This is a genomic window from Streptomyces sp. BJ20 (assembly GCF_022869105.1).
GTDB classification, from domain to species: domain Bacteria; phylum Actinomycetota; class Actinomycetes; order Streptomycetales; family Streptomycetaceae; genus Streptomyces; species Streptomyces griseoincarnatus.
In genome coordinates, this window is record NZ_CP094918.1 from 6,699,518 (window position 1) to 6,720,331 (window position 20,814).

Sequence of the window (20,814 nt, forward strand, 5' to 3'; positions counted from 1 at the left end):
CGACGCGGCACACCGAAGGGCCGGGCTCCGTACGGGGAGCCCGGCCCTTCACGTCGTGGTGCGGATCAGGCCGGTCCGGGAGCGCCCCACACCCGGGCCCGCAGCGGCATCCCGGAGGCGCCGGACTCGGGGGTCCGCACCGCGACGACCTGGTTGACTCCGATCCGGTTGCGTTCGAAGGCGAGCGCGGAAGCGGCCATGTACAGCTGCCAGACGCGGGCCCGGCCCGGACCGGTCAGGGCCACGGCACGGGCCCAGTCGGCCTCCAGGTTGGCGACCCAGCGGCGCAGGGTGAGGGCGTAGTGCTCGCGGATCGACTCCACGTCGCGCACCTCGAACCCGGCGCGCTCCAGCAGGGTGACGGTGGTGCCGAGCGGGGCCAGCTCGCCGTCGGGGAAGACGTAGGCGTCGATGAAGTCGTCCACCCGGTACGACTCCTCGTCGCGCTGCGGGCGGCGGGCGATCTGGTGGTTGAGCAGCCGCCCGCCCGGCTTCAGCAGCCGGTGCAGGACGGTCGTGTACTCCAGGTAGCGCTCGGAGCCGACGTGTTCGGCCATGCCGATGGAGGAGATCGCGTCGTAGGGGCCGTCCGCGACGTCCCGGTAGTCCTGGACGCGGATCTCGACGCGGTCGGTGAGCCCCTCCTCGGCGATCCGCTTGCGGGCGTAGGCGGCCTGCTCCTGGGAGAGGGTGATGCCGACGACGTTCACCCCGTGCTCGCGGGCCGCGTGGATCGCCATGGAGCCCCAGCCGCAGCCGACGTCCAGCAGTCGCTGCCCGGGCCGCAGGGCGAGCTTGCGGGCGACCAGGTCGAGCTTGTCGTGCTGGGCCTGCTCGAGGGTGCCCTCCGGGGGCGGGGCGGGCCAGTAGGCGCAGGAGTACACCATGGACGGGCCGAGGACGATCTCGTAGAACTCGTTGCCGACGTCGTAGTGGTGGCTGATGGCACGTTTGTCGCTGCCCTTGGTGTGCAGTCCGCGGCGGGGCCTTCGGACCTCCTCGGGAGGCGGGGCGGGCGGCAGCGGCGGGCCCGCCATGGCGAACAGCCGGCGCACCGCCGAGCGGAACTCCGGGTCGCGCAGGGACTGGGCCAGGGTACGGGCGTCCTCGTCGCGCTCCCAGATGCTCCCGGCGAGCCGGTCCAGCGCGGTGTAGAGGTCGCCCTCGACCGTCAGATCGCCGGCCACCCAGGCGCGCGCCAGGCCCAGTTCGCCCGGCTTGAACAGCAGACGGCGCAGGGCGCGCCGGTTGCGCACGACCAGGACGGGGGCCTCCGGGGGGCCGGCTTCCGAGCCGTCCCAGGTGCGGACACGCACCGGGAAGGGTGCTCCGAGCAACTGCTCGAGGATGCCTCTCAGCCGTGAGGCGGCGTCTGCCATGGTGTACACCTCCGTGACCGGATCCCGGAATGTCGTCACCACGTAAACACCTGGGCGCGGCCGTGGCAGTCCCCGGCGCGCGTCATCTTCGGGCAAAACACGGAAACGCAACCCGCGGGGAGTCATCCCGGGGACATGCCGAAGGGGCCGCCCGCACCACGGATGGCGGGCGGCCCCTTCGGGGTGGCCTACGGGTGACCTGGGGGGCGACCCCGGGTCAGGAGGCCTTGGCCTCGGTCTTCTTCGGCTCCTGCTTCGCGGCGGGCGCCGGGGCCGGCTTGGCGGCCTCGTAGAACTCCTCGCGCGGGGTCTCGATCGCGCCCAGGGACACGACCTCGCGCTTGAGGAACATGCCGAGGGTCCAGTCGGCGAAGATCCGGATCTTGCGGTTCCAGGTCGGCATGGCCAGACCGTGGTAGCCACGGTGCATGTACCAGGCGAGCCGGCCCTTGAGCTTGATCTTGAACTTGCCCATCACGATCATCGCGACGCCCTTGTGCAGGCCGAGGCCCGCGACCGCGCCCTTGTTGGCGTGGCTGTACTCCTTCTGCGGGAAGCCCCGCATGCCGGAGATCACGTTGTCGCCGAGGACCTTGGCCTGGCGCAGCGCGTGCTGGGCGTTCGGCGGGCACCAGGCGTTCTCGTTGCCGGCCTTGCGGCCCACGAGGTCCGGGACCTGGGCGTTGTCGCCCGCGGCCCAGATGTAGTCGGTGCCCTTGACCTGGAGGGTCGGCGCGGTGTCGACGTGGCCGCGCGGACCGAGCGGCAGGCCGAAGCGGGCCAGCGCCGGGTTCGGCTTGACGCCCGCGGTCCACACGATGGTGTTGGAGTCGACCTCGAGGCCGTTCTTCAGCACCACGTGGCCGTCGACGCAGGAGTCCATGGAGGTGGACAGGTAGACCTCGACGCCGCGGCTCTCGAGGTGCTCCTTGCCGTACGTGCCGAGCTTGGGGCCGACCTCGGGGAGGATCTTGTCGGCGGCGTCGACGAGGATGAAGCGCATGTCCTCGCGGGACACCGTCTTGTAGTACTTGGCCGCGTCCCGGGCCATGTCCTCGACCTCGCCGATGGTCTCCGCGCCGGCGAAGCCGCCGCCCACGAAGACGAAGGTGAGCGCCTTGCGGCGGATCTCCTCGTCCGTGGTGGAGTCGGCCTTGTCGAGCTGCTCGAGGACGTGGTTGCGCAGGCCGATGGCCTCCTCGACGCCCTTCATGCCGATGCCCTGCTCGGCGAGGCCGGGGATCGGGAAGGTGCGGGAGACCGCGCCGAGCGCGATCACCAGGTAGTCGAAGGGCAGCTCGTACGCCTCGCCCACGAGCGGGGCGATCGTGGCGACCTTGCGGTCCTGGTCGATGGTGGTGACCCGGCCGGTGAGGACCTCCGCCTTGGGAAGCACGCGCCGCAACGGGACGACGACGTGCCGCGGGGAGATGCTGCCGGCGGCGGCTTCGGGGAGGAAGGGCTGGTAGGTCATGTACGACCGCGGGTCGACGACGGTGACGGTCGCCTCGCCGTAACGCATCTTCTTCTGGATGCGCCGAGCTGCGTACAGGCCTACGTACCCACCGCCTACTACGAGGATCCTGGGACGCTCCGTGGTGCTCATGCCATCGAGTATCCACCCGCCCGAGGGGGGTACCTCGTGCGCCCCTTCACAAGCTCCGGCAGGGCCTGTGCTACTATCCCGCGCTTCTTGATCCAGATCACAGTCCGGATCGGGAACCGGGCTCCCGCTTGACGCGTTGTCAATGCCGCGTGAGCTGCCTCTCTGCGGCCGGAGGCGGCCCGTGAGGCCGGCCGGGCGGTCGGTGCGAGCGGTGTGCGCGAACCCCCCGCACCCCCCTTCTGAACGTGTTCAAAGGGGTGTTGAGCGCCCGAACGGGTCAATCGGACCCACTTCTTCGCCCTCCCGGGGCCAATTCCTTGTGAAGAACTTCACGAACTTTCCCGGGGAGGTCCGCCCCGAGGGGTCCGAAGGCCCCCCGGGAGCGCCGCTCAAACGCTATCCCGACTGCTCAGCGGAGTGCTACTGGCCGGTAACAGAAGAGACCTAGGCCACGGACCAGGCGATCCCGTCGAGGATGTCGTGCTCGGAGACCACGGCCTCCTCGGCGCCGGTGCGCTCCATGACCGCCAGCAGTACCAGGGCGCCCGCGCCGATCACGTCGACCCGGCCCGGATGCATGGACGGCACGGCGGCCCGCTCCGCATGGGTGGAGCGCAGCAGCCACTCGGTGATCTCCCGGACCCGGTCGCGGGAGACACGGGAGTGGTGGATGGCCGCCGAGTCGTACTCGGGCAGGTCCTGCGCGATCGCCGACACGGTGGTGACGGACCCCGCAAGGCCCACCAGCGTCCGCGCCTCGCGCAGCGGCACCGTCTCCTCCGCCCGGTCCAGGGCGACCTCGATGTCGGCGCGCATCGCCGCGATCTGCTCCTCGGTGGGCGGGTCCGTCACGGCCCCGTCCCGCACCAGGTGGCGCTCGGTCATCCGGACGCAGCCGACGTCCACGGAACGGGCGGCGCGCACACGGTCGTCGCCGACGACGAACTCGGTGGAGCCGCCGCCGATGTCCACCACCAGGAACGGCCGGTGCAGGTCGTCGCGGCCGGTCAGCTCCTTGGTGGCGCCGGTGAAGGAGAACTCCGCCTCCTGGTCGCCGGTGATCACCTCGGGCTCCACGCCCAGGATGTCCACCACCCCGCGCACGAAGTCGTCGCGGTTCTCGGCGTCGCGGGAGGCCGAGGTGGCGACGAAGCGCAGGTGCTCCGAGGCCCCGTGCTTCTCGATGATCTCCGCGTACTCGCGGCAGGCGGCGAAGGTGCGCTCCAGCGCCTGAGGCGCCAGCCGTCCGGTGCGGTCGACGCCCTGGCCGAGCCGCACGATCGTCATCCGCCGGTCCAGATCGGTGAGTTCGCCCGTCGCCGGGTCGGCGTCGGCGACCAGCAGACGGATGGAGTTCGTACCGCAGTCGATCGCGGCGACCCGGGTCACTGGGCGTCCTCCCCGGCCGCGGACGTCACACAGGGGCCCTTGGCCCACCACTGAGGCAGCATCGCCAGCGCCTCGTCGCCGAGCGGGTTGACGCCCGGTCCGGCGGCCAGCGAGTGCGCGACGAGGACGTGCAGGCACTTCACCCGGTCCGGCATGCCGCCTGCGCTGGGGAAGTTCTTCAGCTCCTCGATCTCGTCGCGGCGGCGGACGTAGTCCTCGTGCGCCGCGCGGTAGGCGGCCGCCAGCTCGGGGTCGGCGGCCAGCCGCTCGGTCATCTCCTTCATCACGCCGTTCGCCTCCAGCGTGCCGATCGCGGAGTTCGCCCGCGGGCACGTCAGGTAGTACAGCGTCGGGAAGGGTGTGCCGTCGGGCAGCCGCGGCGCGGTCTCCACGACGTCCGGCTGCCCGCAGGGACAGCGGTGCGCGATGGCGCGCAGCCCGCGCGGGGGGCGGCCGAGCTGCTGCTTGAAGGCCTCGACGTCCGCGTCGGTGGGCTCGGTACGCGGGGTCGTGGGCGGAGGGGTGTCCATACGTGTCTTTCTGCGGTGTTCCGTCGGGTCACTGGGCGGCGGCGTCGGCCTTGTCGACGCCGTCCCAGACGTTGGCGTACCAGGGGCGGTCGGCGGCGCGGAGGTCGCCGCGCGTGGGGTCGGCGCCGGCCGGGTCGACGACGATGTAGCCGGTCTCCCCCGGCATGACGTAGTGCAGGCGCCTGCGGATCTCCTGCTCGGCGTACGCGTCGTCCTGCCAGCGGGCCTTCAGGTCGCGCAGCCGTTCGACCCGCCGGCGGGTCTCGTCCTGCTCCTTCTGCAGGTCGGCGATCTCCGCGCGCTGGGAGACGTACTGCCGCATCGGGTAGGCGAGGGCCACGACCAGGGAGCAGAGGACCAGGGCGAGCAGGGCCGCGCGGCCGGTCAGCCGCGAGCGGCGGGCCTGCCGCTTGGTCTGGGAGCGGTAGACCCGGGCCGCGGTCTGCTCACCGATCAGCCGGATCCTGGTCGCGGTGGAGAAACGGTCCCGGTCCTTCACCGCCATGTTCCCGCCTCTCGTTCGGTCTCATACACGCGTACGTCCCCGCACACGGTACGGGACCGGGTACGGGGACGTACGTACGACGCTTCCTACGCGAGCGGCGCTCAGCCCTTGAAGCGGGGGAACGCGCTGCGGCCGGCGTACACCGCGGCGTCGTCGAGGATCTCCTCGATGCGCAGCAGCTGGTTGTACTTGGCGACGCGCTCGGAGCGGGCCGGGGCGCCGGTCTTGATCTGGCCGCAGTTGGTGGCGACGGCGAGGTCGGCGATGGTGACGTCCTCGGTCTCGCCGGAGCGGTGGGACATCATGCACTTGAAGCCGTTGCGCTGGGCCAGCTCGACGGCGTCCAGGGTCTCGGTCAGCGAGCCGATCTGGTTGACCTTCACCAGCAGGGCGTTGGCGGCGCCCTCCTCGATGCCGCGGGCCAGGCGCTCGGGGTTGGTGACGAAGAGGTCGTCGCCGACGATCTGCACCTTGTCCCCGAGCTGGGCGGTGAGAGCCTTCCAGCCCTCCCAGTCGTCCTCGAACAGCGGGTCCTCGATGGACACGAGCGGGTACGCGGCGACGAGCTCCGCGTAGTACTCGGTCATCTCGGCGGCCGTGCGCTCCTTGCCCTCGAAGGTGTAGACGCCGTCCTTGTAGAACTCGGAGGCGGCCACGTCGAGGGCCAGGGCGATCTGCTCGCCGGGGGTGTAGCCGGCTTCCTTGATCGCCTCGAGGATGAGGTCGAGGGCCTCGCGGTTGGAGCCGAGGTTCGGGGCGAAGCCGCCCTCGTCGCCGAGACCGGTTGCCAGGCCCTTGCCCTTCAGCACCTTCTTGAGGGTGTGGTAGACCTCGGCGCCCCAGCGCAGCGCCTCGGAGAAGGACTCCGCGCCGATGGGGGCGATCATGAACTCCTGGATGTCCACGTTGGAGTCGGCGTGCGAGCCGCCGTTCAGGATGTTCATCATCGGCACCGGCAGCAGGTGCGCGTTCGGGCCGCCCAGGTAGCGGAACAGCGGCAGGTCGCTGGCCTCGGAGGCGGCGTGCGCGACGGCGAGCGAGACGCCGAGGATGGCGTTGGCGCCGAGGGAGCCCTTGTTGTCGGTGGCGTCCAGGTCGAACATCGCCTGGTCGATCAGGCGCTGCTCGGTGGCGTCGTAGCCGACGAGCTCCGGGCCGATCTGCTCGATGACGGCCAGCACGGCCTTCTCGACGCCCTTGCCCAGGTAACGGCCGGCGTCGCCGTCACGGAGTTCGATGGCCTCGAAGGCGCCGGTGGAGGCGCCGGACGGGACGGCGGCACGACCCGTGCTGCCGTCGTCGAGGCCGACCTCGACCTCGACCGTGGGATTGCCTCGGGAGTCCAGGATTTCCCGGGCTACGACGACGTCGATGGACGGCACGAGCATCTCCTTCTTGGGATGTGACGCGGGTGAGCGGGGCCGCGGGGGCCCTGCGGGTCCGAGCCTAACCGGCTCCGGGCGATCGGCCATCTCGCCGCCCGCCTCATGGACAGAACCGAGAGTAAATTGTTTCCGAACGGAACAAAGCCGGTTCGGGAAACCGTGACCGGAATGCGTCCGGACATGACCCCGCCCCGGTGCGCACGGGGGAAGAAACGCACCGGGGCGGGGAGCCCGTGGAGACGGGGAGGGACCTGGCGGTCCGCCCTTACTTCAGGTGCAGCTGCTGACCCGGGTAGATGAGGTCGGCGTCGTCGACGATGTCGTCGTTCAGCTCGAACAGCTTCGCCCAGCCGCCCTTGACGTCGTGCTCGGCGGCGATGGAGCTGAGGGTGTCGCCCTTGACGACCTTGTACTCGCCGTCGCCCTTCTCGACCTTCTTGCCGGTCGGGGTGGTGACGGTCTTCTTCTCGGCCTTCTTCTCCGCCTTCGGAGCGGCCGGGCGCTCGGCGGAGCGGGAGGCCTTCTGCTCGCTCTCACGCGACTCGGTGGAGCCGGACTCCTGCGAGGAGCCCTCGGCGGAGCCGCCGTCGTAGGCGGCGTTGGACAGGCCGGTGCCGCAGACCGGCCAGGCGCCCTTGCCCTGGCCCGCGAGGACCTTCTCGGCGATCTCGATCTGCTGGGCCTTGGTGGCCTGGTCCGCGGTGGCGGCGTACTGGGTGCCGCCGTAGCCGGCCCAGGTGGAGGCGGAGAACTGCAGGCCGCCGTAGTAGCCGTTGCCGGTGTTGATGGACCAGTTGCCGCCGGACTCGCACTGGGCGACGGCGTCCCACTCGGACGCGGTGGCCGCGGAGGCGGTGCCGGACGCCATCAGCGGGCCGGCGACGGCGGCGCCGGTGACACCGGCGATGGCGATGGCGCGAGTGGCCTTGGACGGACGACGGTGCTTGCCCTTGCCGGAAAACAGCATGGATGGATCCCCTCACCGACGCCTACGAGGTGAGCTGTCGGGTTCGGGCCGGTTGAGTTGCCCGGCCACGCCCCTCCCGGGACGCGGCTTCACCCCGAGCCGAACCGGACGTCAACCGTCCGGTCGCGGCACTTACCTGGGTCCCCCGCTCCTGCCTACGGCGCATGACGCGACGACTGTTCCCGTGCTGCCACTGGCAGGATTCGGCGTGGCGGCAGCCGGGGCCCGCGATGGCGAGCGGTCACGACCGTAAGCACGCGATCGGTGGAATATCAAAGATGATCAGGGCCTCTGAGACCTATCTCTCACAGTCCTTATTACGGACATTCAGCCCTTATCGCTCCGTCAACTGCCGTCGCCCACAGGCGCCTTCGGCCGCCCGTTTCCCGCCGCTATTCGGCGGTTCCGGTGTCCACCAGGAGCCGCTGGCCAGGCAGGATGAGGTCCGGGTCGTCGCCGATGACCTGCTGGTTCTCGACATAGAGCGCCGTCCATCCGCCGGTCAGGGCAAGGGAGTCGGCGATGGAGGTCAGGCTGTCCCCGCCCTGGACGGTGTAGCGGTCGTCGGCGATGCCCGCGGGCGTGTCCGCGGAGGGCGAGGCGTGCCGGCCGGACGACGGGGTCCCGGCGTCGGCGGCCTCGTCCTCCTGCGCGCTGGGGCCGCGATGGCGGCCCGGACCGCTGTCCTCGGACTCGGTGACGACCGAAGAACCGGTACTCTGTTCGGACTTGTCCGACTCATCACTTTCGGGGGAGGCGGAGACGGACGGGGAGGCACCAGCGTCCGCGTCACCCTTCGCCTCATCGGACGAATCGAATGAACCCGACGTGGCCGACGGGGAGGGAGAAGAGGACGAAGCGCCGGATTCCGGCGAACCGGACGGGGTGCTCGTCCCACCGGTCCGGGTGTCGTCCCGGTCCGTGCCGGTCGGGACCCCCGGGTCGACGTTCGGGGACGCGGTGTCCTGGTTCAGGCCCGTGAGCAGGCCGCAGGCGCGCCACTTGCCGACGCCCTGGTCGGCGAGGATTCTCTCGGCCACGGTGATCTGCTGGTTGCGGCTGGCCGCGTCGGCGCTGGGCGCGTACTCCAGGCCGCCGTAGTTCTCCCAGTCGTCCTGGGTCAACTGCAGGCCGCCGTAGTAGCCGTTGCCGGTGTTCTGGCTCCAGGAGCCGCCGCTCTCGCACTCCGCGACCCGGTCCCAGGTCTCACCGTCCGCCGCGCTGGCGGCGCCCGCCCCGAGGAGCGGGATCGCGATCGCGGATCCGGTCACCCCGGCGGCGACGAGCAGAGCCGGAGCCTGGCGGGGGCGACGGTGTCGGCCGTTCCCGGAGAGCATGCGGAAGCCTTTCACTCGGCAACAAGGACCGGTACGGCGAGCAGAACCGTGCGGCGCGCCGTACTTGATGGGTGAACGTATAGGCAGTCGATCACTTGTCACAAGTTCATGCCGTGCAGATCACATGAAGATCACAGAGTTGAGCATGCCTCAGGTTTCCGCACACCGACCCCCGGGCACGGACAGGAAGGTCAGGTCTGTCCTGAACGCGGAGGGGAGAATTCCACCGGAAGCGTGCGGAGTCCCCGCATGATGAGGCCGCCGCGCCAGCGCAGTTCGGCCGGATCGGCGGCGAGCCGGAGGTCCGGAAGACGCGTCAGAAGCGTGGCGAGCGCGGTCTGTCCCTCCAGGCGCGCGAGTGGGGCGCCCAGGCAGTAGTGGATGCCGTGCCCGTACCCGAGGTGCTGGTTGTCGCGGCGGCCCAGGTCCAGGGTGTCCGGGTCGGCGAACCGCTCCGGGTCCCGGTCGGCCGCGGCCAGCACGACGAGCACCGGGTCGCCGGTCTCGATCCGCTGCCCGCCGATGACGACCGGCTCCGTGGCGAACCGCCAGGTCGCCAGCTCCACCGGGCCGTCGAAGCGCAGCAGTTCCTCCACCCCGGTCTCCAGCAGCCCGCGGTCCCCCTCGGCCAGCGCCCGCTGCAGACGCTCCCGCTGCTCCGGGTGCGTGAGCAGGGCGTAGGTGCCGTTGCCGATGAGGTTGACCGTCGTCTCGAAGCCGGCGAAGAGGAGGATGAACGCCATCGCGGCGGCCTCGTTCTCCGTGAGGTGCTCGCCGTGGTCGGAGGCGCGGATCAGACCCGAGATGAGGTCCTCGCCGGGGACGGGCTCGGCGGGCAGCGCCTGCCGCTTGCGGTGGATCAGCTCGGCGAGGTAGCCGCGCATCTTCTTCACCGACCGCGCCACCCCGCCGCGCGGGCCGCCGCCGTGACGGATCATCATGCCCGCCCAGTCCCGGAAGTCGTCCTGGTCCTCGCGCGGGACGCCGAGCAGGTCGCAGATGGCGTAGATGGGGAGGGGGAAGGCGAAGTCGTGGATGAGATCGGCGGTGTCGCCGCCGCGCGTGAAGCGGTCGATGAGGTCGTCCGTGAGTTCTTGCACGCGGGGTGCGAACTCGGCCACCCGTCGGGGGGTGAAGGCCTTGCTGACCAGGCGGCGCAGACGGGTGTGGTCCGGGGGGTCGATGTTCAGCAGGTGTGTCATGAGGTCGGCCTGCCGCTCACCCGGGATGCCGGTCTTCCCCTTCGCGTGCGCGGGCTCGTCGTGATGCGCGGGGTTCTTCGACAGGCGGTGGTCGGCGAGGGTCTGACGGGCGTCGGCGTAACGGGTGACCAGCCAGGCTTCGACGCCGCTGGGGAGCTTGGTTCTGTGCACGGGGGCGTGCTCGCGGAGCCAGGCGTAGGCGGGGTAGGGGTCGGCTGCGAACTCCCAGGTGAAGAGGTCGGGGGCGGGGGGTGACTGGTCAGGCATGGGGCGACCCTAACGGGGGCCTGCGGCAGCGGGGGCGGGGGCGGGGTGGCTGGGCGCGCAGGGCATGTGCGGGTGAGTACGTGGCTGATCGCGCAGTTCCCCGCGCCCCTTTCTGGGGGCGCGGGGAACTGCGCGAACGGGGGGTTCGGGGGCGGAGCCCCCGAAGTGGGAGGTCAGGCGCGCGCGTCCTGTTCAGTGGCGCGGATCGCGTCCCGGTACGCACGCGCCGCAGCCCGGAGGGCCGCCTCCGCGTCCACCCCCTCCGCCTCCGCCCGCGCGGCGAGCGCAAGCAGCTCGTACCCGACCCCTTCCCCGGAGGGAAGAGGGACGGACAGCCCCGCCGAACGGACCCGCGACGCCAGCTTCGTGGCCAGCGCCAGCGCCGGCTGCCCCACCGGCACCCCGTCCGTGACGGACTCCCTCCGCTTCTCCTCCGCCTTCGTCCGCATCCAGTGCGCCTTGACCTCCTCCGGCGTCCGCGCCGTCTCCTCCCCGAAGACGTGCGGATGCCGGTGGACGAGCTTGGCGACGATCCCGCCCGCCACGTCGTCGATCGAGAAGGGCTCCTCCGCGTGCTCCTCGGCGATGCGGGCGTGGAAGACGACCTGGAGCAGCACGTCCCCCAGTTCCTCGCGCAGCTCGTCCCGGTCGCCGTCCTCGATGGCCTCGACGAGCTCGTACGCCTCCTCGATGCCGTACTTGGCGAGGCCCTTGTGGGTCTGCTGCGAGGACCAGGGGCACTCGGCGCGGATGCGGTCCATGACCTGCACCAGATCGAGCAGGCGGGCACCGGGCAGGTCGTAGGAGGCGGGCAGCAGCTCCAGTTCCGGCATGCGGACCCGGCCGCCGCCGGCCATCCGCGCCAGTCCGTCGGTGAGCGCGGGCTCGCCCTCGCCGGTCGCGACGACGACCACCGTGCGTCCGCCGGCGCAGGCGTCGACGACCTCCTCGGCGGTGGGCGCGTACTCCTCGACGGCTGTCCCCGCCTCCCGCAGGTACGGCAGCTGCGGATGGGCGCCGTCCGCGCACAGCACCCGGTCGGCCGCGCGCAGCGCCTGCCAGGCGGGCCAGGACAGCAGTCCCGGCGCGACCCGGTGGCTGGTGGTGAGCAGGACGACACGGCCGGGGGCGGCCTCGGGGGCCGGGGCGGGGCTGGTTGCGTTCACCCTTCGAAACTAGCCCACGTCACAGCCCCAGCGGCGGCCCGGCCACGGCGGTGACGTCCTTCACCCACGGCGTCTTCGCGTCGACCCGGCTGCTCTTCTCCGCGTCCCACTCGCCGTAGCGCGGGTTGAGATCGACGTCGAGCTCCTTGCTCGCGTCGGACAGCGCCTTCCAGAACTCGGGCCGGCTGGTGTCGGTGCCGAGCTTCTGGGCGAGCTTCTGCGCGGTCACCTGGAGGCGGAGGTTCTCGTCGAGGCGCTGCGGCGGCACGCCGTACTGCTGGAGCCAGGCGGCCTCCAGCGCCTCCGCGCCGCCGGCCTGCTCCTCGAACTCGGCCCGCGTGCGCTGCACCTCGCGGTCGGAGACGGTCACCCCGGCGTCGCGCGCGGCGCGCTCCAGCACCCGGTCCAGCACCATGCTGTGCAGGGTGTCGCGGGTCAGGCCGCCGGTGCGGGCGATGGCCTGCTGGTACTGCGCCTCGTCCGGGACCGCCTCCCGCTGGGCGGCGCGCACCTCGTCGACGCGGTTCTCCAGCTGCGACACGGTGATCCGCTCCCCGCCGACCACGGCCGCCGCACCGGGGTGCGCGTCGTTGCCGCAGGCGGTGAGCAGAGGGGCCGCGGCGATCGCGGCGGTGAGGAGGAACGCGGTGCGACGACGGCGGTGCAAGGAAACCTCCTGAGGAGAGCTTGTGCGGCGGTGCACAAAGTCCTGCGGTGATCGATGGTAGGCATCGGCCAAGCTCTGGCCAACCCATTCGACCAACGATTCACGGCGACTTCCGGCACCGCCGCGCCCGCCGTCTCCCCAAGCGCGGGCCCGAGCGGCTACCCGCGCACCTGCCCGAGCCACTGGAGGGTGCGCCGGATGTCCGCCGCGAGCGGGTGCCCGGGTCCCTGGACGCGCTCCACGTCGTGCAGCAGCCGCACCAGCGTGTCGTGTGCGGCGGGCCGGTCGCCGAGGGCGAGCAGCAGATGCCCGATGCGGCGCCGCACGTCGTGCGCCTGCTGGGGGTCCCCGGCGGCCACGTACCGGTTCTCGTAGTACGGCAGCAGCGCCCGGTACTCGGCGAGGGCCGCCGCCGGGTCGCCGAGCTGCTCCAGGCACTGGGCGGCCTCGTAGCGGTGGCGCAGCGACTGCGGGTCGGCCTGGCCCGCCTCGGCGGAGCGCTCGTCGGCCAGACGCCGCAGCTCGGGCAGGGCCCGCCGGTACTGGCCGTCGTCGAGGAGCGTGGCCGCGTACTGCTTGCGCAGGGTGCGCACCACCGGCGAGTGCTCGCCGTGCTGTTCGGCGGCGACCGGGAGGATCGAGCCGAGGATGTCGACGGCCTGGGTGATGCGGCCCTCGCCGAGCAGCCGCTTCACCTCGTCCACGGCGGCGGCCACGTCGGCCTTCTCCGCCGTCGGCGCGGACGGCGCGGCGGGCGCGGGCTGCGGCGCCGGCGTCCTGGCGCGGTCCGGCCAGGGCGCGTGCGGGCGCAGGAAGGGCCGGGTGGGGTCCAGCGGGGCGCCGGTGGGCACGGACCGGGAGGGCAGCAGCAGCGCCAGGTGTTCGTACACCTCCTGCGCCGAGTCCGGGCGGTGCTGCGGGTCCTTGGCGAGCAGCCGCAGCACCAGGGCCTCCAGCGCCTCCGGCACCTCGGGGCGCAGCCGCCGCACCGGCACGGGCGGCTCGTACAGGTGCCGGTGCAGCACCCCGAGCGCCGTGGAGCCGGAGAACGGCACGTCCCCGCTGAGCAGTTCGTGCATCAGCACGCCGAGCGCGTACAGGTCGGTGTACGGGCCGACCGCGCCGCCCATCGCCTGCTCGGGCGCCATGTAGGCGGGCGAGCCGATGGGGGTGCCGGTGTGGGTCAGGCGGGTGGTGTCGGCGTCCATCACGGAGGCCACGCCGAGGTCGAGGACGGTGACCGTGCCGTCCTGCTTCACCATCACGTTCCGCGGCTTGAGGTCGCGGTGGACGATCGGCACCGCGTGCACGGCGCTGAGCACCGCGCACAGCTGCGCGGCGACCGCGACCGCCCACTGCCACGGGTACGGGTCGTGCTCGGCGAGGTGGTCGCCGAGGTCGGCGCCGTCGACGAACTGCATGACGAGGAACAGCTCCTCGCCCTCGCTGCCCGCGTCGTGCACGGTGACCAGGCCGGGGTGGTCGACCTGCGCGGTCACCCGGCACTCGCGCACGAAGCGGCGGCGCAGCTCGTCGGCCTCGTGTCCCGCCACCTTGTCGGGGCGCAGCAGCTTCACCGCCACGCGCCGGTCCAGCCGCTTGTCGTAGGCCGTCCAGACCTGTCCCATGCCGCCCTGGCCGATGAGCGTGGACAGTTCGTAGCGGCCGGCGACGACCCGTCCCGCCGCCGCGCTCACCGTCCGCCCTCGTGGTCACCCGGCGGCCGCTGCTGTCCGTCCTGCCGGCGCAGGTAGTCGCTGAGCTCGTCGAGCTCGGCGCGCACCTGGTCGATCCGGGCGGGCGCGGGCCCCTGCGGCGGCTGCGCCTGCGACGGGGGCACGGCGGCGGGCGGGGCGGTGGAGGGCGGCACGGGGCCGGGGAACGGGGTGTGCGGAGGCTGCGGCTGAGGCTGTGACAGGGCGGTGGGCGTGTACGGCGAGGCCGGCTGCGGATAGCCGTAGGGGGCGGGACCACCGTGGGCGTGGACCGTGGTGGCGTGCGGTGAGGGCGGCACCGGGCCGCCGTACGGCCCGCGTTGCCGGGGCAGGCGGATGTCGACGATCAGGTAGTACGCGCTCGCGCAGGCGCCCATCAGGAGCATGACGGCGAGGCCCACGTCACCCCGCCAGTCCTCCTCGGGGACGGACCCGATCACGGCGATGCAGATGACGGCCAGCGGGATGCTCGCCCAGGCCGCTGTCCAGTCGAGGACCCGCCCGCGCAGTACCGCGATGCGGAACAGCGGCACGGCGGACAGCATCCCGCAGCACAGCACCCCTGAGGCCGCGTACAGCACGCGCTGCGTGATGACCGATCCCGAGCTGGGTGGGGGCGGCGGCGCGCCGTGGCCGTACATGCTGCTCCTGGACGGGTGTAGCCGATGTGTGAACTCCGGTGGAGAGTCCGAGCGTATAGGTCCACGGCGACAACCGGTCCCGTGATGTACCGAACCGTTGCCGTACCGGAGCAGGGGCGGACGCTAGTCCGGGGCGATCGTCCCGTCCGTGAGGCCGTCGTACATCCCGCGCACGAGTTGCTCGCCGAGGCGTCCGGCCTCCCTGAGCGCTCTCTCGAACGCGTCCAGGGCGCGGAACCGCTCGCCGTAGCGCCGCTGTTCGTCCGGTGCGAGGCGCGGGAGCTGGAGGCGGCGCACGTCGAGCCGGGTGGCGGTGGACGCGTAGCTGCTGGCCTGGCGGTGGTTGGCGGTGCCGCGCAGGAACCCGGCGAGGAACCACGCGTCGAGCGCCGCCGGATCGGGGCGCAGCAGCACGAGGTTGCGGCCGAGGACGGCCCCCGCGGTCGCCTCGTCGACGACCCGGGCGACGGCCCCGCCGCCGAGCACGGGCAGCACGACGTCGCCCGGCTCGGTGAGCACCGGCTCCTCCTCGCTCTCCGGGAGCGTCCCGGAGGGCGCGGTCCCGATCAGCACGTCGTGGTCGGTGAGCACGGGCACCCGCGCCCGGCCGCCGTGGCCGCCGGTGCGCATCACCAGGCCGCCCGCGCGCGCCAGTTCGCCGACGGTGGTCAGCGGCAGCCGCCCGGACGCGGCGGACGGCACGGGCTCCGCGGGCGGCGGCGCCAGCTCGGCGGTCAGCCGCAGCGTCTCGTCGAGCCGCGCCCGTACGTCGGCGAGCCGGCCGGCGCCGTCGGTGTCCGCCGGGGGCGGCAGCCGCCGGGCGGGGGTCAGGTCGACGTCGTCGTCGAGGAGTTCGATGACCGGCACCGAGCGGGCCACGCCGGGCCGTTCCCCGACGCTGCCGTCCCGGTCGAAGGCGCCCCAGGCGTCGAGCACGGTCTCCCGCACCCCGGGCCAGTCGGGTCCCCCGCGCCCTTCGGCCGTGAACCGCCCGGCGTCGACGAGCAGCAGCTCCGGCTGCGCGTGCGTCCGGTCGGGCCGGCGCAGCACCCACAGGTGCAGCGGCACGCTGTACGGGGGCGCCGCCCCGGCGGGCAGCGCGACGACGGCGCGCAGCGCGCCCCGGCGCAGCAGGTCGGCCCTGATCCTCCGGCCGGAGCGACGGGACGCCACGGCGGGCGGCATCAGCAGCACGGCGGTGCCGCCGTCCCTGAGCCGGGCGAGCGCGTGCTGCACCCAGGCCAGCTCGGACTCGGTGCGGGCGGGGAAGCCGTACTCCCAGCGCGGGTTCAGACCCCGCACTGCTCCCGCATGGTCTCCTTGTCCGCCTTCGTCACGGGCATCTCGTACTTCACGGCGACCTGGGCGAAGCGGACGGCGTAGGCGCAGCGGACGCCCTTGCTGGGCGGGAGCCAGGACGCCGGGCCGGAGTCGCTCTTGGCGGAGTTGGCGCTTCCGTCGACGGGGAGCAGGTTGAGCGGGTCGTTGGCCAGTTGCCGGCGCTTGCCCTCGGACCAGCGGGAGGCACCCATCTGCCAGCTGTAGGAGAGCGGCACGACGTGGTCGATCTGCACCTCGGCGGCCTTCTGCTTGCGCCACTCGATGGTCTTGCCGGTGTAGGGGTCGGCCAGGGTCAGGGAGACGACGACGCAGTCGGAGCCGGAGCGGAAGCGCAGCTCCTGGCCGTCCCGCTGGAGGATGTCGTTGCGCGTGTCGCAGCCGTTCCGGGCGAGGGGCACGCCGTCGGCGGTGTCCATCCACGCGTAGCCGTACTCGTCGCGGTCGTAGCCGGTCTTGGGGCCGCGGCCCTTGGTGGCGACCTTGTCGATGAGGGCGGCGGCCTCGGCGCGCTCCTGTGCGTCACGGACGGGGGCGAGGCCGGGGCGGGTGCCGTCGGGGTTGTCCAGCGGGCTCGCCGCGCGCCCGTCGGGGGCCGGGGCCCCGCTGCCGCCGGACGCGGGCACGTCCACGTCGGGTATCGACTCGCATCCCGCGAGGAGGACCACCGCGACGGCGGCCGCCGCTCCTGCCGCGCGCCGCGTCCTGCCGCCCCACCCCAGATCTCGCGTCACCGCGCCCCTCCCTCGTTCTGCTGTTCTGCTCCGAACCTGCCCCGGCGGGAGCGGTCCATCCGGAAGCTCACCGTAACGAGCGAGTGGTCCAGACCTGTCTTCGCCCTATGCACCGCGACCGTCCCGACCAGCCGCAGGGCCTCACGTACATCTCAGGGCCGCCCGCAATGCGCCTCGCGCGCACCACGGGCGGCCCTGCTGTCCGTACGGGGTCAGGACCCCAGCACCGAGGTGAGGAACTCCCCCACCCAGCCGAGCAGGTCCCGCCCGACCAGCGGCTTGCCGCCGACCTTCGCGGTCTTCGGGCGTGGCACCAGTACCTGGTGGGACGTCGGCTTGATCACCGAGCCGGGGTAGAGACGCTTGAGGCGCAGCTCCTGCGACTCGCGCAGCTCCACCGGCGCGAACCGGATGTTCGTGCCCTGCAACACGATCTCGCCGACGGCGCACGCCCGCGCGAGCATCCGCAGGCCCGCCACCAGCAGCAGGTTCTCCACCGGCTCCGGCAGCTTGCCGTAGCGGTCGACCAGCTCCTCGCGGACGGCCGCGATGTCCTCCTCGCTGTTGGCGGAGGCGATGGCCCGGTACGCCTGGAGGCGCAGTCGCTCGCCGGGCGCGTAGTCGTGCGGGACGTGCGCGTCGACCGGCAGCTCGATCTTCACCTCGAGCGGCGCCTCCTCCACCTCGCCTGTCTCCAGCTGACGGCGGTAGTCGGCGACGGCCTCGCCGACCATCCGCACGTACAGGTCGAAGCCGACGCCCGCGATGTGCCCCGACTGCTCGCCGCCGAGCAGGTTGCCCGCGCCGCGGATCTCGAGGTCCTTCATCGCCACGTACATGCCCGCGCCCATCTCGGTGTGCTGGGCGATGGTCGCGAGACGCTCGTGCGCGGTCTCCGTCAGCGGCTTCTCCGGCGGGTACAGGAAGTACGCGTACCCGCGCTCGCGGCCGCGGCCGACCCGGCCGCGCAGCTGGTGCAGCTGGGAGAGGCCGAAGTTGTCGCCGCGCTCGACGATGAGGGTGTTGGCGTTGGAGATGTCGATGCCGGACTCGACGATCGTCGTGGACACCAGCACGTCGAACTTCTTCTCCCAGAAGTCGACGACGACCTGCTCCAGCGCCTGCTCCGACATCTGGCCGTGGGCGGTCGCGATCCGCGCCTCCGGCACGATCTCACGGAGCCGGGCCGCCGCCCGGTCGATGGACTCGACGCGGTTGTGGATGTAGAAGACCTGGCCCTCACGCAGCAGTTCACGGCGGATGGCGGCGCCGATCTGCCGCTGGTCGTAGGGGCCGACGAAGGTGAGCACCGGGTGGCGCTCCTCCGGCGGGGTGGTGATCGTCGACATCTCGCGGATGCCGGTGACCGCCATCTCCAGGGTCCGGGGAATGGGCGTGGCGGACATGGTGAGCACGTCGACGTTGGCGCGGAGCTTCTTCAGCTGCTCCTTGTGCTCGACGCCGAACCGCTGCTCCTCGTCGACGATGACCAGGCCCAGGTCCTTGAACTTGGTCTCGGAGGAGAACAGCCGGTGGGTGCCGATGACCACGTCCACCGAGCCGTCCTTCAGACCTTCCAGGACCGCCTTGGCCTCGGTGTCGGTCTGGAAGCGGGACAGCGCCCGCACGTTCACCGGGAACTGCGCGTACCGCTCGCCGAACGTCCCGAAGTGCTGCTGCACCAGCAGCGTCGTCGGCACCAGCACCGCGACCTGCTTGCCGTCCTGCACGGCCTTGAACGCGGCCCGTACCGCGATCTCGGTCTTGCCGTAACCGACGTCGCCGCAGATCAGACGGTCCATGGGGACCGACTTCTCCATGTCCTCCTTGACCTCGGCGATGGTGGTGAGCTGGTCGGGCGTCTCCGCGTACGGGAAGGCGTCCTCCAGCTCGCGCTGCCAGGGGGTGTCCTGGCCGAAGGCGTGGCCCGGCGCCGCCATCCGCGCGCTGTACAGCTTGATCAGGTCGGCGGCGATCTCCTTGACGGCCTTCTTGGCGCGCGCCTTGGTCTTGGTCCAGTCGGCGCCGCCGAGCCGGTGCAGGGTGGGCGCCTCGCCGCCGACGTACTTGGTGATCTGCTCGAGCTGGTCGGTGGGGATGTAGAGGCGGTCGCCGGGCTGGCCGCGCTTGGCGGGGGCGTACTCCACGACCAGGTACTCGCGGGTGGCGCCCTGCACGGTGCGCTGCACCATCTCGATGTACCGGCCGACGCCGTGCTGCTCGTGGACGATGTGGTCGCCCGCCTCCAGCGTGAGCGGGTCGATGGTCTTGCGGCGCCGGGCGGGCATCCGGGCGCCCTCGCGGCCGGACGCCTTCTGGCCGGTGAGGTCGGTCTCGGTGAGCACGGCCAGCTTGAGCGCCGGGGCGACGAAACCGTGGTCGACGGAGCCGCAGGACACGTGCACAACGGACGGGGTCAGCTCGCCCAGGTCGTTGTCGAGGCGGGCGGCGATGCCCTCGCCGCCGAGCACCTCCACGGTGCGGGCGGCCGGACCGTGGCCCTCGGTGACGTAGGCCGTGCGCCAGCCGTCGGCGAGCCAGCCCTTGGTGTCGGCGAGCGCCCGCGCGGTGTCGCCGCGGTAGGTCTCGGGGGCGTGCATGCCCAGCTTGAGCGTGTCGGCGTCGAGCTCCTCGTCGGCGGCGAACGGCGACACCGTCCACCACAGCATGTCCAGCTCGCGGGCCTGGTCCCGGACGTCGGCGAGGGACCACAGGGAGGCCGCGCCGACGTCGATGGGCGCCTCGCCCCCGCCGGCGGTGGCCGCCCAGGACGCCTGGAGGAACTCCTGCGAGGTGGCGACCAGGTCGGACGCGCGGGTGCGCACCCGCTCAGGGTCGCAGACGACGGTCATGGCGCCCTTGGGCAGCACGTCCAGCAACAGCTCCATGTCGTCGACGAGGACCGGGGCGAGGGACTCCATGCCCTCCACCGCGATGCCCTCGGCGATCTTCCCGAGCAACTCGCCCAGCTCCGGGTGCTCCTCGGCGAGCACCCGCGCCCGCTCGCGCACCTCGTCGGTGAGCAGCAGCTCACGGCAGGGCGGCGCCCACAGGCCGTGCTCGGCGACCTCCAGGGACCGCTGGTCGGCGACCTTGAAGTAGCGGATCTCCTCGACGTCGTCGCCCCAGAACTCCACCCGCAGGGGGTGCTCCTCGGTGGGCGGGAAGACGTCGAGGATGCCGCCGCGCACCGCGAACTCGCCGCGCTTCTCCACCAGCTCGACGCGCGCGTACGCGGCGGCGGCGAGGGCGTCGACGACGTCGTTCAGGTCGGCGCTCTGCCCCGTGCGCAGGGCGACGGGCTCCAGGTCGCCGAGGCCCTTGACCTGCGGCTGGAGCACGGAGCGCACGGGGGCGACGACGACGGAGACGGGGCCGGTCTCGGGATCGTCGGAGCGGGGGTGGGCCAGGCGCCGCAGCACGGCGAGGCGGCGGCCGACGGTGTCGCTGCGGGGGCTGAGCCGCTCGTGCGGCAGCGTCTCCCAGGACGGGTACTCCACGACCCCCTGGGGCGGGAGCAGCGAGCGCAGGGCGGCCGCCAGGTCCTCCGCCTCGCGTCCCGTGGCCGTCACGGCGAGCACGGGGCGGCCGGCGTCACGGGCCAGCGCGGCGACCGCGAAGGGACGGGCCGCGGGCGGGCCGACGAGGTCGACGTGCATGCGGTTGCCGTCGGCGGCGGCCGTGACCGCCTCCGCGAGGGCGGTGTCCTTGACGACGGCGTCGAGCAGACCGTGCAGGCTCATGCGGGGCGGAATCCCTTCCGGGGATGTGCAACACGACGGGCCCGACGCGCGCCGCGGGCCGGGGGTGTCCAGGGTACGTCGCCCCGCCGACAGCCGCCGGGGCTGTGGACGACGACGGGCCACGCGCGCCCCTCGCCGCACGCGCCGGCGCCGGAAGGCCCCCGTGGGACCTTCCGGCGCCGGTCTCCCCGCAACCCCCGTGTGCGGTGAACCCGGGGCTGCCGCCGTCGGCCGATTCCCGTC

The 20,814-nt window shown here is 72.5% G+C and carries 15 protein-coding genes, 1 pseudogene and 1 riboswitch; all 16 genes and pseudogenes read right to left on the bottom strand.

What is annotated here, in order from left to right:
- Window positions 1-65: 65 nt before the first annotated feature.
- The gene (locus tag MTR79_RS30065; protein ID WP_086699017.1) at window positions 66-1,379 is read right to left on the bottom strand and encodes a cyclopropane-fatty-acyl-phospholipid synthase family protein; all 1,314 of its coding nucleotides are present in this window, start codon (window positions 1,377-1,379) and stop codon (window positions 66-68) included.
- 217 nt (window positions 1,380-1,596) lie between these two features.
- Window positions 1,597-2,985 carry an NAD(P)/FAD-dependent oxidoreductase gene (locus MTR79_RS30070; protein ID WP_078895082.1) on the bottom strand — a complete coding sequence of 463 codons (1,389 nt, stop codon included), beginning with the start codon at window positions 2,983-2,985 and terminating at the stop codon, window positions 1,597-1,599.
- A 444-nt stretch (window positions 2,986-3,429) separates the two neighbouring features.
- Entirely contained in the window at window positions 3,430-4,374 is a 945-nt protein-coding gene (locus MTR79_RS30075; protein ID WP_244792480.1) for a Ppx/GppA phosphatase family protein, read from the bottom strand.
- Window positions 4,371-4,904, bottom strand: coding sequence for a DUF501 domain-containing protein (locus tag MTR79_RS30080; RefSeq protein WP_086698997.1), 534 nt, complete (start codon window positions 4,902-4,904; stop codon window positions 4,371-4,373). Before MTR79_RS30080 ends, MTR79_RS30075 begins: the two co-directional genes overlap by 4 nt.
- A 28-nt stretch (window positions 4,905-4,932) precedes the next feature.
- On the bottom strand, window positions 4,933-5,409 hold the full coding sequence (locus tag MTR79_RS30085) for a septum formation initiator family protein (RefSeq protein WP_189365007.1): 477 nt from the start codon (window positions 5,407-5,409) through the stop codon (window positions 4,933-4,935).
- A 101-nt stretch (window positions 5,410-5,510) separates the two neighbouring features.
- On the bottom strand, window positions 5,511-6,791 hold the full coding sequence (gene eno / locus MTR79_RS30090; protein WP_048457489.1) for a phosphopyruvate hydratase: 1,281 nt from the start codon (window positions 6,789-6,791) through the stop codon (window positions 5,511-5,513).
- 268 nt (window positions 6,792-7,059) lie between these two features.
- Window positions 7,060-7,761: a transglycosylase family protein gene (locus tag MTR79_RS30095; RefSeq protein WP_048457336.1), complete on the bottom strand. Its 702-nt coding sequence runs from the start codon at window positions 7,759-7,761 to the stop codon at window positions 7,060-7,062.
- 4 nt (window positions 7,762-7,765) lie between these two features.
- A riboswitch (cyclic di-AMP (ydaO/yuaA leader) is annotated at window positions 7,766-7,934 on the bottom strand.
- A 219-nt stretch (window positions 7,935-8,153) separates the two neighbouring features.
- Complete coding sequence (locus tag MTR79_RS30100) at window positions 8,154-9,098, bottom strand: transglycosylase family protein (protein ID WP_244792482.1); 945 nt, start codon at window positions 9,096-9,098, stop codon at window positions 8,154-8,156.
- Between the two features lie 191 nt (window positions 9,099-9,289).
- Window positions 9,290-10,567: a cytochrome P450 gene (locus MTR79_RS30105; RefSeq protein ID WP_189365005.1), complete on the bottom strand. Its 1,278-nt coding sequence runs from the start codon at window positions 10,565-10,567 to the stop codon at window positions 9,290-9,292.
- A 173-nt stretch (window positions 10,568-10,740) separates the two neighbouring features.
- Window positions 10,741-11,733, bottom strand: a complete 993-nt coding sequence (locus MTR79_RS30110; protein WP_244792484.1) for a nucleoside triphosphate pyrophosphohydrolase — start codon at window positions 11,731-11,733, stop codon at window positions 10,741-10,743.
- A 19-nt stretch (window positions 11,734-11,752) separates the two neighbouring features.
- Entirely contained in the window at window positions 11,753-12,400 is a 648-nt protein-coding gene (locus tag MTR79_RS30115) for a SurA N-terminal domain-containing protein (RefSeq protein WP_122214569.1), read from the bottom strand.
- Between the two features lie 158 nt (window positions 12,401-12,558).
- Complete coding sequence (locus MTR79_RS30120; protein WP_279954150.1) at window positions 12,559-14,055, bottom strand: serine/threonine-protein kinase; 1,497 nt, start codon at window positions 14,053-14,055, stop codon at window positions 12,559-12,561.
- A gap of 38 nt (window positions 14,056-14,093) precedes the next feature.
- Window positions 14,094-14,756: a hypothetical protein gene (locus MTR79_RS30125; RefSeq protein ID WP_086702287.1), complete on the bottom strand. Its 663-nt coding sequence runs from the start codon at window positions 14,754-14,756 to the stop codon at window positions 14,094-14,096.
- Between the two features lie 123 nt (window positions 14,757-14,879).
- A pseudogene (locus tag MTR79_RS30130) lies at window positions 14,880-16,046 on the bottom strand (N-6 DNA methylase); the annotation flags it as partial.
- Complete coding sequence (locus MTR79_RS30135; protein ID WP_244793330.1) at window positions 16,046-16,762, bottom strand: HNH endonuclease family protein; 717 nt, start codon at window positions 16,760-16,762, stop codon at window positions 16,046-16,048. The pseudogene MTR79_RS30130 and the gene MTR79_RS30135, both read right to left, overlap by 1 nt.
- 278 nt (window positions 16,763-17,040) lie before the next feature.
- A complete protein-coding gene (gene mfd, locus MTR79_RS30140) occupies window positions 17,041-20,571 on the bottom strand; it encodes a transcription-repair coupling factor (RefSeq protein ID WP_244792486.1) in 3,531 nt (1,176 codons plus the stop codon).
- Window positions 20,572-20,814: the final 243 nt, after the last annotated feature.